This window comes from Paraburkholderia sp. MM5384-R2, from assembly GCF_014201025.1.
In the GTDB taxonomy this organism is placed as follows: domain Bacteria; phylum Pseudomonadota; class Gammaproteobacteria; order Burkholderiales; family Burkholderiaceae; genus Paraburkholderia; species Paraburkholderia tuberum.
Map to the genome: position 1 here is coordinate 1 of NZ_JACHDI010000018.1, position 13,291 is coordinate 13,291.

The 13,291-nt window shown below is 58.5% G+C and carries 27 protein-coding genes and 1 pseudogene; all 28 read left to right on the forward strand.

Features of this window, described 5'->3' with window-relative positions; all coding sequences use genetic code 11:
• Nucleotides 1-95, forward strand: a pseudogene (locus tag HDG37_RS25075) (elongation factor Tu); the annotation flags it as partial.
• 127 nt (nt 96-222) lie between these two features.
• Nucleotides 223-534 carry a 30S ribosomal protein S10 gene (gene rpsJ / locus HDG37_RS25080; protein WP_006998489.1) on the forward strand — a complete coding sequence of 104 codons (312 nt, stop codon included), beginning with the start codon at nt 223-225 and terminating at the stop codon, nt 532-534.
• A gap of 201 nt (nt 535-735) precedes the next feature.
• Nucleotides 736-1,395 (forward strand): 50S ribosomal protein L3, encoded by a 660-nt coding sequence (rplC, locus tag HDG37_RS25085; RefSeq protein ID WP_090805499.1) that lies wholly within the window; start codon nt 736-738, stop codon nt 1,393-1,395.
• Nucleotides 1,395-2,015, forward strand: a complete 621-nt coding sequence (gene rplD, locus HDG37_RS25090) for a 50S ribosomal protein L4 (RefSeq protein WP_090802165.1) — start codon at nt 1,395-1,397, stop codon at nt 2,013-2,015. Before rplC ends, rplD begins: the two co-directional genes overlap by 1 nt.
• Nucleotides 2,012-2,326: a 50S ribosomal protein L23 gene (gene rplW, locus HDG37_RS25095; RefSeq protein WP_008923345.1), complete on the forward strand. Its 315-nt coding sequence runs from the start codon at nt 2,012-2,014 to the stop codon at nt 2,324-2,326. Before rplD ends, rplW begins: the two co-directional genes overlap by 4 nt.
• Nucleotides 2,327-2,328: 2 nt before the next feature.
• Nucleotides 2,329-3,156, forward strand: coding sequence for a 50S ribosomal protein L2 (gene rplB, locus HDG37_RS25100; RefSeq protein WP_018420149.1), 828 nt, complete (start codon nt 2,329-2,331; stop codon nt 3,154-3,156).
• A gap of 10 nt (nt 3,157-3,166) precedes the next feature.
• On the forward strand, nt 3,167-3,442 hold the full coding sequence (gene rpsS, locus HDG37_RS25105) for a 30S ribosomal protein S19 (RefSeq protein ID WP_006998484.1): 276 nt from the start codon (nt 3,167-3,169) through the stop codon (nt 3,440-3,442).
• 12 nt (nt 3,443-3,454) lie between these two features.
• Entirely contained in the window at nt 3,455-3,784 is a 330-nt protein-coding gene (gene rplV, locus HDG37_RS25110) for a 50S ribosomal protein L22 (protein ID WP_004199272.1), read from the forward strand.
• An 11-nt stretch (nt 3,785-3,795) separates the two neighbouring features.
• On the forward strand, nt 3,796-4,602 hold the full coding sequence (gene rpsC / locus HDG37_RS25115) for a 30S ribosomal protein S3 (RefSeq protein ID WP_012434570.1): 807 nt from the start codon (nt 3,796-3,798) through the stop codon (nt 4,600-4,602).
• 2 nt (nt 4,603-4,604) lie between these two features.
• Complete coding sequence (gene rplP, locus HDG37_RS25120; RefSeq protein ID WP_008923342.1) at nt 4,605-5,021, forward strand: 50S ribosomal protein L16; 417 nt, start codon at nt 4,605-4,607, stop codon at nt 5,019-5,021.
• 10 nt (nt 5,022-5,031) lie between these two features.
• Nucleotides 5,032-5,226: a 50S ribosomal protein L29 gene (gene rpmC / locus HDG37_RS25125; RefSeq protein ID WP_007180130.1), complete on the forward strand. Its 195-nt coding sequence runs from the start codon at nt 5,032-5,034 to the stop codon at nt 5,224-5,226.
• Nucleotides 5,223-5,495, forward strand: coding sequence for a 30S ribosomal protein S17 (rpsQ, locus tag HDG37_RS25130; protein WP_184052225.1), 273 nt, complete (start codon nt 5,223-5,225; stop codon nt 5,493-5,495). The genes rpmC and rpsQ overlap by 4 nt, the downstream gene beginning before the upstream one ends.
• 291 nt (nt 5,496-5,786) lie before the next feature.
• Nucleotides 5,787-6,155, forward strand: a complete 369-nt coding sequence (gene rplN, locus HDG37_RS25135; RefSeq protein ID WP_006998478.1) for a 50S ribosomal protein L14 — start codon at nt 5,787-5,789, stop codon at nt 6,153-6,155.
• Between the two features lie 9 nt (nt 6,156-6,164).
• Complete coding sequence (gene rplX, locus HDG37_RS25140; protein WP_184035555.1) at nt 6,165-6,473, forward strand: 50S ribosomal protein L24; 309 nt, start codon at nt 6,165-6,167, stop codon at nt 6,471-6,473.
• 16 nt (nt 6,474-6,489) lie between these two features.
• Nucleotides 6,490-7,029, forward strand: coding sequence for a 50S ribosomal protein L5 (gene rplE, locus HDG37_RS25145; protein ID WP_090802163.1), 540 nt, complete (start codon nt 6,490-6,492; stop codon nt 7,027-7,029).
• A gap of 7 nt (nt 7,030-7,036) precedes the next feature.
• Entirely contained in the window at nt 7,037-7,342 is a 306-nt protein-coding gene (rpsN, locus tag HDG37_RS25150) for a 30S ribosomal protein S14 (RefSeq protein ID WP_090802162.1), read from the forward strand.
• A 14-nt stretch (nt 7,343-7,356) separates the two neighbouring features.
• A complete protein-coding gene (gene rpsH / locus HDG37_RS25155) occupies nt 7,357-7,752 on the forward strand; it encodes a 30S ribosomal protein S8 (RefSeq protein WP_006052216.1) in 396 nt (131 codons plus the stop codon).
• 18 nt (nt 7,753-7,770) lie between these two features.
• Nucleotides 7,771-8,301 carry a 50S ribosomal protein L6 gene (gene rplF / locus HDG37_RS25160; RefSeq protein ID WP_018420154.1) on the forward strand — a complete coding sequence of 177 codons (531 nt, stop codon included), beginning with the start codon at nt 7,771-7,773 and terminating at the stop codon, nt 8,299-8,301.
• A gap of 12 nt (nt 8,302-8,313) precedes the next feature.
• Nucleotides 8,314-8,679, forward strand: a complete 366-nt coding sequence (gene rplR / locus HDG37_RS25165) for a 50S ribosomal protein L18 (protein WP_184052227.1) — start codon at nt 8,314-8,316, stop codon at nt 8,677-8,679.
• Between the two features lie 14 nt (nt 8,680-8,693).
• A complete protein-coding gene (gene rpsE / locus HDG37_RS25170) occupies nt 8,694-9,212 on the forward strand; it encodes a 30S ribosomal protein S5 (protein WP_075303262.1) in 519 nt (172 codons plus the stop codon).
• Between the two features lie 11 nt (nt 9,213-9,223).
• Entirely contained in the window at nt 9,224-9,406 is a 183-nt protein-coding gene (rpmD, locus tag HDG37_RS25175) for a 50S ribosomal protein L30 (protein WP_008923335.1), read from the forward strand.
• Nucleotides 9,407-9,435: 29 nt separating this feature from the next.
• Nucleotides 9,436-9,870 carry a 50S ribosomal protein L15 gene (gene rplO, locus HDG37_RS25180; RefSeq protein ID WP_018420156.1) on the forward strand — a complete coding sequence of 145 codons (435 nt, stop codon included), beginning with the start codon at nt 9,436-9,438 and terminating at the stop codon, nt 9,868-9,870.
• Nucleotides 9,871-9,916: 46 nt separating this feature from the next.
• Complete coding sequence (gene secY, locus HDG37_RS25185; protein WP_013090753.1) at nt 9,917-11,263, forward strand: preprotein translocase subunit SecY; 1,347 nt, start codon at nt 9,917-9,919, stop codon at nt 11,261-11,263.
• An 8-nt stretch (nt 11,264-11,271) separates the two neighbouring features.
• Nucleotides 11,272-11,490, forward strand: coding sequence for a translation initiation factor IF-1 (gene infA, locus HDG37_RS25190; RefSeq protein ID WP_004521905.1), 219 nt, complete (start codon nt 11,272-11,274; stop codon nt 11,488-11,490).
• Between the two features lie 20 nt (nt 11,491-11,510).
• Nucleotides 11,511-11,627, forward strand: a complete 117-nt coding sequence (rpmJ, locus tag HDG37_RS25195; RefSeq protein ID WP_004199844.1) for a 50S ribosomal protein L36 — start codon at nt 11,511-11,513, stop codon at nt 11,625-11,627.
• 41 nt (nt 11,628-11,668) lie between these two features.
• Entirely contained in the window at nt 11,669-12,034 is a 366-nt protein-coding gene (gene rpsM / locus HDG37_RS25200; RefSeq protein WP_013589830.1) for a 30S ribosomal protein S13, read from the forward strand.
• Nucleotides 12,035-12,062: 28 nt separating this feature from the next.
• Complete coding sequence (gene rpsK / locus HDG37_RS25205) at nt 12,063-12,467, forward strand: 30S ribosomal protein S11 (protein WP_006052224.1); 405 nt, start codon at nt 12,063-12,065, stop codon at nt 12,465-12,467.
• A 147-nt stretch (nt 12,468-12,614) separates the two neighbouring features.
• Nucleotides 12,615-13,238 carry a 30S ribosomal protein S4 gene (gene rpsD / locus HDG37_RS25210; RefSeq protein WP_013090752.1) on the forward strand — a complete coding sequence of 208 codons (624 nt, stop codon included), beginning with the start codon at nt 12,615-12,617 and terminating at the stop codon, nt 13,236-13,238.
• Nucleotides 13,239-13,291: the final 53 nt, after the last annotated feature.

A 13,291-nucleotide genomic window follows, 5' to 3' on the forward strand; every position in this document is an offset into this window, starting at 1 on the left:
TCAACCCGATCGCGATGGAAGAAGGTCTGCGCTTTGCAATTCGCGAAGGTGGCCGTACGGTCGGCGCTGGTGTCGTCGCCAAGATCATCGAGTAAAATCGACGATTGCTGTAGCAGTCTGTAGCGCCCGGGCTCAGGCACTCGCTCTGCGCGAGCGTCCGAGCCTACGTTCTTTTTCTAATCGGCGGTGCAATATCGCCTCGCTCTTTTCAAGGAATTTGTCATGCAGAACCAGAAAATCCGCATTCGCCTGAAGGCTTTCGACTATCGCCTGATCGACCAATCGGCAGCTGAAATCGTCGATACGGCAAAGCGGACCGGCGCGATTGTTCGTGGTCCCGTACCCCTGCCGACTCGCATTCAACGCTTCGACATCCTGCGTTCGCCGCACGTCAACAAGACGTCGCGTGACCAGCTCGAAATCCGCACCCACCAGCGTCTGATGGACATCGTTGACCCGACGGACAAGACCGTCGACGCGCTCATGAAGCTGGATCTCCCGGCTGGCGTGGACGTTGAAATCAAGCTGCAGTAAGGCTTCCAGCCCTTGCCCGGCCACCCGGGCAACGCTAAGTCATTGATTGCTTGCGGAAAACGAAAAGGCTCGCTATACTATCGAGCTTTTCGCGCATTTGCGTAAAAAAGTCGGCGTCCTGCAGCATGGTTTCATGCCCGAAGCGGTGCCGGCATTTTGTAAATTAGCCCCGACCAATCGCAGTCGGGAATGGAGAAAACGATGAGCCTTGGACTCGTAGGTCGCAAGGTTGGCATGACCCGTATCTTCACGGCTGAAGGGGATTCAATTCCCGTCACCGTGCTGGACGTGTCCGACAACCGCGTGACGCAGATCAAGACTGTTGAAACCGACGGCTACACGGCCGTGCAGGTTGCCTTCGGTACGCGCCGTGCATCCCGCGTGACGAAGCCGTTGGCAGGTCATCTCGCCAAAGCCGGTGTTCAAGCCGGTGAAATCCTCAAAGAATTCCAGATCGATGCCGCTAAGGCTGCCGAACTGTCGAGCGGCGCCGTGGTTGGTCCCGAGCTGTTCGAAGTGGGCCAGAAGGTCGACGTGCAAGGCGTGTCGATCGGTAAAGGCTACGCCGGTACCATCAAGCGTTATAACTTCTCGTCTGGCCGTGCATCTCACGGTAACTCGCGCTCGCACAATGTGCCGGGCTCGATCGGTATGGCGCAGGATCCGGGTCGTGTTTTCCCGGGTAAGCGCATGACCGGTCACATGGGCGATGAGAAGGTAACGGTGCAAAACCTCGAAATCGCTCGTATCGACGCTGACCGCAAGCTGCTGCTGGTCAAGGGCGCCGTTCCGGGTGCGAAGGGTGGCAAGGTATTCGTTACGCCGGCCGTGAAGACGCGTGCCGTGAAAGGAGCGAAATAATGGAACTTAAGCTCCTGAATGCCAATGGTCAGGAAAGTGCAGGCGTTAGCGCGTCGGACGTCGTGTTCGGCCGCGACTACAACGAAGCCCTGATTCACCAGGTGGTGGTTGCGTACCAGGCGAATGCCCGTAGCGGCAACCGCGCGCAGAAGGATCGTGAGCAGGTCAAACACACGACCAAGAAGCCGTGGCGCCAGAAGGGTACGGGCCGCGCCCGTGCCGGTATGTCGTCGAGCCCGCTGTGGCGCGGCGGTGGCCGTATTTTCCCGAATTCGCCGGAAGAAAACTTTTCGCACAAGGTCAACAAGAAGATGCATCGTGCAGGTCTCTGCTCGATCTTCTCGCAGCTGGCCCGCGAAGGCCGCATCTCGGTGGTCGACGAGTTGACGCTCGAAGCGCCGAAGACGAAGCTGCTGGCCGAAAAATTCAAGGCGATGGGTCTCGATTCCGTGCTGGTGATTACCGACACGGTTGACGAAAACCTGTACCTCGCGTCGCGCAACCTCGCCCACGTGGCGGTTGTGGAGCCGCGTTACGCCGACCCGCTGTCGCTGATCTACTTCAAGAAGATCCTGATCACGAAGGCTGCGGTCGCCCAGATCGAGGAGTTGCTGTCATGAGCGAGATTCGCAAGAACGATCATCGTTTGATGCAGGTCCTGCTCGCGCCGGTGGTCTCCGAAAAGGCGACGCTGGTGGCCGACAAGAACGAACAGGTTGTGTTCGAAGTCGCGCCGGATGCCACGAAGCAGGAAGTGAAAGCTGCAGTCGAGCTGCTGTTCAAGGTGGAAGTCGATTCCGTCAACGTGTTGGTCGCGAAGGGCAAAGCCAAGCGCTTTGGTCGCTTCATGGGCAAGCGCAAGGACGTGAAGAAGGCGTACGTCTGCCTGAAGCCCGGCCAGGAAATCAACTTTGAAGCGGAGGCCAAGTAATCATGGCAATCGTGAAAGTTAAGCCGACTTCGCCGGGTCGCCGCGCGATGGTCAAGGTGGTCAACAAGGAACTGCACAAGGGCAAGCCGTTCGCAGCGCTGCTCGACACGCAGTCGTCGACCGCCGGCCGTAACAACAACGGTCACATCACCACGCGTCACAAGGGTGGTGGTCACAAGCATCACTATCGTGTTGTTGACTTCCGTCGCACGAAGGATGGTATTCCCGCAAAGGTCGAGCGTCTCGAGTACGACCCGAACCGTAGCGCGAACATCGCGCTGGTTCTGTACGCAGACGGCGAGCGCCGCTACATCATCGCTCCGAAGGGTATTACCGTTGGTCAACAGCTGATGTCAGGCTCGGAGGCGCCGATCCGCGCAGGTAACACGCTGCCGATTCGCAACATCCCGGTCGGTACGACGATTCACTGCATCGAAATGCTGCCGGGCAAGGGCGCGCAAATGGCGCGTTCGGCGGGTACGTCGGCGATGCTGCTGGCTCGCGAAGGCATCTACGCGCAGGTTCGTCTGCGTTCGGGCGAAATCCGCCGCGTTCACGTTGAATGCCGCGCAACGATCGGTGAAGTAGGCAACGAAGAGCATAGCCTCCGTCAAATCGGTAAGGCTGGTGCGAACCGCTGGCGCGGTATCCGCCCGACGGTGCGTGGCGTTGCAATGAACCCGGTCGACCACCCGCACGGTGGTGGCGAAGGCAAGACTGCGGCAGGCCGCGATCCGGTGAGCCCGTGGGGCACGCCGACGAAGGGCTATCGCACCCGCAGCAACAAGCGCACGACGAGCATGATCGTCCAGCGCCGTCACAAGCGTTAAGGAGTAGGCAATGGCACGTTCTATTAAGAAAGGTCCGTTCTGCGACGCCCATTTGCTGAAGAAGGTTGAGGCGGCTGCAGCATCGCGTGACAAGAAACCGATCAAGACCTGGTCGCGTCGCTCGACGATCCTGCCGGACTTCATCGGCCTGACGATCGCCGTTCACAACGGCCGTCAACACGTTCCGGTGTATGTCACGGAAAACATGGTCGGCCACAAGCTTGGCGAGTTCGCACTGACCCGTACGTTCAAGGGACACGCGGCCGACAAGAAGGCCAAGAAATAAGGGGCAGTCAAGATGGAAGTGAAAGCAATTCATCGCGGTGCCCGCATCTCGGCGCAGAAAACGCGCCTTGTGGCTGACCAGATCCGCGGTTTGCCGGTCGACAAGGCGCTGAACGTTCTGACGTTCTCGCCGAAGAAGGCTGCGGGGATCGTGAAAAAGGTCGTGCTGTCGGCGATCGCGAATGCGGAGCACAATGAAGGCGCCGATATCGACGAGCTCAAGATCAAGAGTATCTACGTCGACAAGGCAGCATCGCTGAAGCGTTTCACCGCGCGCGCTAAAGGCCGCGGTAACCGCATCGAGAAGCAATCCTGTCACATCACTGTGACGGTCGGGAATTAAGGGGTCATACGATGGGACAGAAAATTCATCCGACTGGCTTCCGTTTGGCCGTCAGCCGCAATTGGGCTTCGCGTTGGTACGCGAACAACAACAATTTCGCGGCGATGTTGCAGGAAGACATCGGTGTTCGTGAATACCTGAAGAAGAAGCTGAAGAACGCGTCCGTCGGCCGCGTTGTGATCGAGCGTCCTGCAAAGAACGCGCGTATCACGATTTTCAGCTCGCGTCCGGGTGTCGTGATCGGCAAGAAGGGTGAAGACATCGAACTGCTGAAGTCCGAGCTGCAAAAGCGCATGGGCGTTCCGGTTCACGTCAACATCGAAGAAATCCGCAAGCCGGAAACGGACGCGCAACTGATCGCTGATTCGATCACGCAACAACTCGAGCGCCGGATCATGTTCCGCCGCGCGATGAAGCGTGCGATGCAGAACGCGATGCGTCTGGGTGCTCAAGGCATCAAGATCATGAGCGCTGGCCGTCTGAACGGTATCGAAATCGCCCGTACGGAATGGTATCGCGAAGGTCGCGTGCCGCTTCATACGCTGCGTGCGGATATCGACTACGCAACGTCGGAAGCAAAGACGACGTACGGCATCATCGGCGTGAAGGTGTGGGTCTACAAGGGCGACACGCTCGGCCGCAACGACGCACCGGTGGTCGAAGAAGTCGCCGAAGAAAAGCGTCCGCGCCGCAACGCACGTCCGGGTGGCGATCGCCGTCCGCGTCGTGATGGTGAAGGTGGTGGCCCGGCAGGTGCACGCCGTGGCGCTCCCCGACGTGCTGGCGGTGCCGGCGGCGACGGGAAGACTGGAGAATAACGATGCTGCAACCGAAACGCAGAAAGTATCGCAAAGAGCAGAAAGGTCGTAACACCGGCGTTGCTACCCGCGGCAACGCGGTGTCGTTCGGTGAGTTCGGCCTGAAGGCTGTCGGTCGTGGCCGTCTGACCGCGCGCCAGATTGAAGCGGCGCGTCGTGCAATGACGCGTCACATCAAGCGCGGTGGCCGCATCTGGATCCGGATCTTCCCGGACAAGCCGATCTCGACCAAGCCGGCGGAAGTACGTATGGGTAACGGTAAGGGTAACCCGGAGTACTACGTCGCTGAGATTCAACCGGGCAAGATGCTGTACGAAATGGACGGCGTAACCGAAGAACTGGCGCGCGAAGCGTTCCGTCTGGCTGCAGCGAAGCTGCCGCTGAAGACGACGTTTATCGTGCGTCAGCTCGGCGCCTAAGGAGCAAATGATGAAGGCTTCCGAACTTCACCAGAAAGATCAGGCCGCGCTCAACAAGGAGCTGTCGGACCTGTTGAAGGCGCAATTTGGCCTGCGCATGCAACTCGCGACTCAGCAGCTCACGAACACGAGCCAGCTGAAGAAGGTCCGTCGCGACATCGCGCGTGTGCGGACCGTCCTGACTGAGAAGGCGAACCAGAAATGAACGATAGCGTAAAAAACTCGCTCAAGCGGACGCTGGTCGGCAAGGTCGTCAGCAACAAGATGGACAAGACGGTTACCGTGCTGGTCGAGCACCGCGTGAAGCACCCGATCTACGGCAAGTACGTCGTGCGGTCGAAGAAGTACCACGCGCATGACGACGCGAACACGTACAACGAGGGCGACCTCGTTGAAATCCAGGAAACTCGTCCGATTTCGAAGACGAAGGCTTGGGTTGTGGCTCGCCTGGTCGAGGCTGCTCGCGTCATCTAATGTCGCAAAGCTGTAGAAAATAGTTGAAATCGCAGTAAGTTTCGCTTGCAAGACCGAGATTATTTGATATAATTTCGGTCTTCCCTCTTTATGGGAGCCCCGTCGCGGGCGAAGTTGGTGGGGGAAGCGGTTCGGGCGCCAGCCTAGACCGAAGGATTCACCGGATTGCGATGGCGGGTTTCGTTTGCCGTCGCTGCTGTTCTAACCCAAGCAGCCGATCGGCTGACGGGACCAAGACTGACCGGGAAGCGCCATGGTGGTGTGACCGGATTAAGTTGGGAAAGATAAACCATGATCCAGACCGAAACTCGGCTTGAAGTGGCCGACAACACGGGTGCACGTGAAGTCATGTGCATCAAGGTGCTCGGCGGCTCGAAGCGTCGTTATGCCAGCATTGGCGACATCATCAAGGTGACTGTCAAAGAGGCAACGCCGCGCGGGCGCGTGAAGAAAGGCGAAATCTACAACGCCGTGGTGGTTCGCACCGCCAAGGGCGTGCGTCGTCAGGACGGCTCGCTGATCAAGTTCGACGGCAACGCGGCTGTGTTGCTCAACACCAAGCTCGAACCGATCGGTACCCGTATTTTTGGGCCTGTCACGCGCGAGTTGCGTAGCGAACGATTCATGAAGATCGTTTCGCTGGCGCCTGAAGTGCTGTAAGGAGTCGCGATGAACAAGATTCGCAAGAGTGACGAAGTTATCGTCATCACCGGCAAAGATAAGGGCAAGCGTGGCGTGGTGCTGGCCGTTCACGGCGAGACCGTGACTGTCGAGGGCATCAACCTCGTCAAGAAGCACGTCAAGCCGAACCCGATGAAGGGTACGACGGGCGGCGTGGAAGCCAAGACGATGCCGCTGCAAATTTCGAACGTCGCATTGGTGGACGCGAATGGCAAGCCATCGCGTGTAGGCATCAAGGTCGAAGGGGGCAAGAAGGTCCGTTTCCTGAAGACGACCGGTGCCGTACTGAGCGCCTGACGCTGCGGAGTAAAAAATGGCTCGTTTGCAAGAGTTTTACAAAGAGAAGGTTGTACCCGGCCTCATCGAGAAGTTCGGTTACAAGTCCGTGATGGAAGTGCCGCGCATCACCAAGATCACCCTTAACATGGGCCTTGGCGAGGCCGTCGCTGACAAGAAGATCATCGAAAACGCCGTTGGCGATCTGACGAAGATCGCGGGCCAGAAGCCGGTGATCACGAAGGCACGCAAGGCAATCGCTGGCTTCAAGATCCGTCAGGGATATCCGATCGGTGCAATGGTCACGCTGCGTGGCCAGGCAATGTACGAATTCCTGGACCGTTTCGTGACGGTTGCGCTCCCCCGTGTGCGCGACTTCCGTGGCGTGTCGGGCAAGGCGTTCGATGGTCGCGGCAACTACAACGTCGGTGTGAAAGAGCAGATCATTTTCCCCGAAATCGACTACGACAAGATCGACGCACTGCGTGGGCTGAACATCAGCATCACGACGACTGCGAAGACTGACGACGAAGCAAAGGCTCTGCTCGCCAGCTTCAAGTTCCCGTTCAGAAACTGAGGTTACCGTGGCTAAACTGGCACTGATCGAACGTGAAAAGAAGCGTGCTCGCCTCGCCGCCAAGTACGCTCCTAAGCGTGCAGCATTGAAGGCAATCATTGGCGATACGAGCAAGTCGGAAGAAGAGCATTACGCAGCACGCCTGGAACTGCAGCAACTGCCGCGAAACTCTAACCCGACCCGTAAGCGCAACCGTTGCGCAATTACCGGTCGTCCGCGCGGCACGTTCCGTAAATTCGGGCTGGCGCGTAACAAGATTCGCGAAATCGCGTTCCGCGGCGAGATCCCTGGCCTGACCAAGGCGAGCTGGTAATAGGAGAAACATAAATGAGCATGAGTGATCCTATCGCCGATATGCTGACTCGCATCCGCAATGCGCAGATGGTCGAGAAGGTTTCGGTGACTATGCCCTCGTCGAAAGTCAAGGTTGCGATTGCGCAGGTCCTGAAGGACGAAGGTTATATCGACGATTTCGCAGTGAAGTCCGAAGGTGCGAAGTCGGAATTGAACATCGTGTTGAAGTATTACGCTGGCCGTCCGGTCATCGAGCGCATTGAACGCGTCTCGAAGCCTGGTCTGCGTGTGTACCGCGGCCGTAACGACATCCCCGTGGTCATGAATGGCCTGGGCGTGGCAATCGTGTCGACGCCGAAGGGCGTGATGACGGACCGCAAGGCACGTGCAACGGGCGTTGGCGGCGAAGTCATCTGCTATGTCGCTTAAGGCCGAAAGGAGAGAAACATGTCTCGAGTAGGTAAGAGCCCAATCGCGCTGCAAGGCGCGGAAGTGGCCCTGAGCGCCGACAGCATTACTGTCAAGGGTCCGCTGGGTACGATTTCGCAGGCTGCCAACAGCCTCGTGAAGGTAGTGAACGACAGCGGCACGCTGAAGTTCGAGCCGGTCGATGAAAGCCGCGAGGCGAATGCGATGTCGGGCACGATGCGCGCGCTGGTTGCGAACATGGTGCACGGCGTGACGAAGGGTTTCGAGCGCAAGCTGACGCTGGTTGGCGTCGGTTACCGCGCACAAGCGCAAGGCGACAAGCTGAACCTGTCGCTGGGTTTCTCGCACCCGGTGGTGCACCAGATGCCGGCTGGCGTCAAGGCAGAAACCCCGTCGCAAACCGAAATCGTGATCAAGGGGATCAACAAGCAACAAGTCGGTCAAGTCGCTGCAGAAGTGCGCGGCTACCGTCCGCCGGAGCCCTACAAGGGCAAGGGCGTGCGTTACGCCGATGAGGTTGTGATCCTCAAAGAAACGAAGAAGAAGTAAGGGTGCGCAATCATGGATAAGTCTCAATCTCGCCTGCGCCGCGCTCGTCAGACGCGTATCAAGATCGCTGAGCTGCAGGTCGCGCGTCTCGCCGTGCATCGCACGAACACGCACATCTATGCGCAAGTGTTCTCGCCGTGCGGTACCAAGGTGCTCGCTAGCGCGTCGACGCTCGAAGCCGAAGTGCGTGCGCAACTGGCCGATCAATCGGGAAAGGGCGGCAACGTTGCTGCTGCCACTCTGATCGGCAAGCGCATTGCAGAAAAGGCTAAGGCTGCCGGCATCGAATCCGTCGCCTTCGACCGTTCGGGTTTCCGTTACCACGGCCGCGTGAAAGCGCTGGCTGACGCGGCGCGCGAAGCCGGACTCAAGTTCTAAGGGAAGAATTCGTCATGGCAAAGATGCAAGCTAAAGTTCAGGCTGACGAACGCGACGACGGCCTTCGTGAAAAAATGATCGCGGTTAACCGCGTGACCAAGGTCGTGAAGGGTGGCCGTATTCTCGGCTTCGCTGCACTGACCGTGGTTGGCGACGGTGATGGCCGCGTCGGTATGGGCAAGGGCAAGGCGAAGGAAGTGCCGGTCGCTGTCCAGAAGGCGATGGAACAGGCTCGCCGCAACATGTTCAAGGTGCCGTTGAAGAACGGTACCTTGCAACACGAAGTGCACGGTAAGCACGGCGCATCGACGGTCCTCCTCGCTCCGGCGAAGGACGGTACCGGCGTGATCGCGGGCGGACCGATGCGCGCCGTGTTCGACGTGATGGGTGTGCAGAACGTTGTGGCCAAGAGCCACGGCTCGACGAACCCGTACAACCTCGTTCGTGCGACGCTCGATGGTCTGCGCAAGCAGTCCACGCCGGCCGACATCGCTGCGAAGCGTGGCAAGTCCGTCGAAGAAATTCTGGGCTAAAGGTGGACACCATGTCTGATAAAACTGTCAAGGTCCAGCTCGTCAAGAGCCTGATCGGCACCCGTGAATCGCACCGTGCAACGGTGCGTGGCTTGGGCCTGCGCCGACTCAACTCGGTTAGCGAGTTGCAGGATACGCCGGCTGTGCGCGGCATGATCAACAAGGTTTCGTACCTCGTTAAGGTCATCAGCTAAGCGGCTGACCAGGACTCAAGGAGTTGATAATGGAATTGAATAACCTGAAGCCGGCCGAAGGCGCGAAGCACGCAAAGCGCCGCGTTGGTCGCGGCATCGGCTCCGGCCTCGGCAAGACCGCTGGCCGTGGTCACAAGGGTCAGAAGTCGCGTTCGGGCGGCTTTCACAAGGTTGGCTTTGAAGGCGGTCAAATGCCGCTGCAACGTCGCCTGCCGAAGCGTGGCTTCACCTCGCTGACGAAGGAATTCGTCGGGGAAGTACGTCTCTCGGATCTGGAGAAGCTGCCGGTCGACGAAATCGATCTGCTGGCTCTCAAGCAAGCCGGCCTCGTCGGCGAGCTGATCCGTAGCGCCAAGATCATTGCAACGGGCGAGCTCAAGCGCAAGGTCGTTGTGAAGGGTCTGGGTGCGACGAAGAGCGCACGTGCTGCTATCGAGGCAGCCGGTGGCTCTTTTGCCGAGTAACGCGCAAGTTAATAGCCGTCACTAGCACTTGCATCGGAGAAGGTACTTGGCTAACAGCCCGAGTCTCGCAAAACCCGGCCGCAGCGCGGCGAAGTTTGGCGATCTGCGCCGGCGAGCAGTGTTCCTGCTGCTGGCGCTAGTCGTCTACCGTATCGGCGCGCATATTCCGGTGCCGGGTATCGACCCGGACCAACTGGCGAAACTGTTCCAAAGCCAGTCGGGCGGCATCCTTGGCATGTTTAACATGTTCTCGGGTGGCGCACTTTCGCGGTTCACGATTTTCGCGCTGGGGATCATGCCGTACATTTCGGCGTCGATCATCATGCAGTTGCTGGCGATTGTTTCGCCGCAGCTCGAAGCGCTGAAAAAGGAAGGGCAGGCAGGTCAGCGAAAGATTACGCAGTACACGCGGATCTTCACGGTTGTGCTGGCGACGTTCCAGGCGTTCGGTATTGCCGTCGCTCTGGAAAATCAGCCGGGCCTCGTGATCGATCCGGGGATGGTTTTCCGCTTGACGACGGTCGTGACGCTGGTGACCGGCACGATGTTCCTGATGTGGCTGGGTGAGCAGATCACGGAGCGCGGGCTTGGCAACGGTATCTCGATCATCATATTCGGCGGTATCGCGGCGGGTTTCCCGAACGCAATCGGTGGTCTCTTTGAACTGGTGCGAACCGGCTCGATGAGCATCATCTCGGCGATTATCGTCGTCGCGCTGATTGCTGCTGTGACCTATCTGGTGGTGTTCATCGAACGCGGCCAGCGCAAGATACTTGTGAATTATGCGAAGCGGCAGGTGGGCAACAAGATTTACGGCGGCCAGTCTTCGCATTTGCCGCTGAAGCTGAATATGTCGGGCGTGATTCCGCCGATCTTCGCATCGTCGATCATTCTCTTCCCGGCAACTATCCTGAACTGGTTCAGTTCGGGTTCGCGTACCAGCTGGTTCGCAGACACGTTGCACAACGTTGCCGAAGCCCTGAAGCCCGGTCAACCGGTGTACGTGTTGCTGTACGCGTTGGCGATCGTCTTCTTCTGCTTCTTCTACACTGCACTGGTGTTTAACAGCAGGGAAACGGCCGACAACCTGAAAAAAAGCGGCGCTTTCGTCCCAGGTATCCGCCCGGGCGATCAGACGGCGCGATATATCGACCGCATCCTCACGCGTTTGACGCTTGCCGGTGCGATCTACATCGTGTTCGTTTGCCTGCTGCCTGAATTTCTGGTGCTGCGCTGGAACGTGCCGTTTTATTTTGGTGGAACGTCGCTGCTGATCATTGTCGTCGTCACAATGGATTTCATGGCGCAGGTGCAGTCGTACGTTATGTCGCAACAGTATGAATCGCTGCTGAAGAAAGCTAATTTCAAAGGCGGCGGCGTCCCGATGCGTTGAAAGGACTTATGGCCAAAGACGATGTTATCCAGATGCAGGGCGAAGTAATCGAGAACCTGCCTAATGCTACCTTCAGGGTGAAGCTGGAAAACGGCCATGTCGTGTTGGGACACATATCCGGCAAAATGCGGATGCACTACATCCGGATCTTGCCGGGCGACAAGGTGACGGTTGAATTGACGCCTTACGATCTGTCGCGTGCGCGGATCGTGTTCCGGGCGAAGTGATTTGAAAAAAGGGTAATATCATGAAAGTGATGGCATCGGTTAAGCGCATTTGCCGCAATTGCAAGATCATCAAGCGCAAAGGCGTTGTGCGCGTGATTTGCAGTTCTGATCCGCGCCACAAACAGCGTCAAGGCTGAACGCCGCGCTTTTGCTTGCGCTTTTTGTTTGAGGAAAAACAATGGCTCGTATCGCAGGGGTTAACATCCCGAATCACCAGCATACTGAAATCGGCCTGACGGCTATTTACGGTGTCGGTCGCACGCGCTCGCGCGACATTTGCGTCGCTGCTGGTGTGGCATTTTCGAAGAAGGTCAAAGACCTGACTGACGCAGACCTCGAAAAGCTGCGTGAAGAAGTCGGCAAGTTCATCGTTGAAGGCGATCTGCGCCGTGAAACGACGATGAACATCAAGCGCCTGATGGATCTCGGCTGCTATCGTGGCGTGCGGCATCGTAAGGGTCTTCCCCTGCGCGGCCAGCGTACGCGTACGAATGCCCGTACGCGCAAGGGTCCGCGTCGTGCAGCGCAATCGCTGAAGAAGTAAGCGGAACTGACAGTTACAGGAAAACGTAATGGCTAAGGCTTCGAACAACTCCGCGGCGCAACGCGTTCGCAAGAAGGTCAAGAAGAACGTCGCCGAGGGCGTGGTTCACGTTCACGCGTCGTTCAACAACACCATCATCACGATCACCGACCGTCAAGGCAACGCGCTTGCCTGGGCAACGTCGGGCGGTCAGGGCTTCAAGGGTTCGCGTAAGTCGACTCCGTTTGCAGCTCAGGTCGCAGCTGAATCAGCTGGCCGCGTGGCGATGGAATACGGCGTGAAGAACCTCGAAGTGCGGATCAAGGGCCCCGGTCCTGGCCGGGAATCGGCGGTGCGAGCGCTGCATGGTCTTGGCATCAAGATCACCGCGATCTCCGACGTGACGCCGGTCCCGCACAACGGCTGCCGTCCGCCGAAGCGTCGTCGTATCTAAGACGCTGGTATTTCGAGCGCCTGTTGCCGCCTTGCGCGGTGGCGGGCTGCGTGCGTTATTGAATTGACTAAGCCCACCGTTCGACTCAAAGGGTTCGGACTAGCGCGAGTGGAAGCATTCGCGTGATAAATCACAGAAGGAATCAACGTGGCACGTTATATCGGCCCCAAGGCCAAGCTGTCCCGCCGTGAAGGCACTGACCTCTTCCTGAAGAGCGCGCGCCGTTCGCTCGCTGACAAGTGCAAGCTTGACAGCAAGCCCGGCCAGCACGGCCGTACCTCGGGCGCACGTACGTCCGACTATGGCACTCAGCTGCGCGAGAAGCAAAAAGTAAAGCGTATCTACGGTGTCCTCGAGCGCCAGTTCCGTCGCTACTTCGCTGAAGCAGACCGCTTGAAGGGCAACACGGGTGAGAACCTGCTGCAACTGCTCGAATCGCGTCTGGACAACGTCGTGTATCGCATGGGCTTTGGCTCGACGCGCGCTGAAGCGCGTCAGCTCGTTGGCCACAAGGCAATCACGGTGAACGGCGTCGTGACGAACATCCCGTCGATGCAAGTGAAGGCTGGGGACGTCGTCGCCGTGCGCGAACAGAAGCGCAAGCAGGCTCGCATCATTGAGGCGCTGTCGCTCGCTGAGCAAGGCGGCATGCCGAGCTGGGTCGCGGTCGACGCGAAGAAGTTCGAAGGTACCTTCAAGCAGAAGCCGGAACGCAGCGACATCGCTGGCGACATCAACGAAAGCCTGATCGTCGAATTGTATTCGCGGTAATCGGATTGACGGCCGGGGCGCCCTGATTGCGTTGCGCAAGGGGGCGTCTCGGC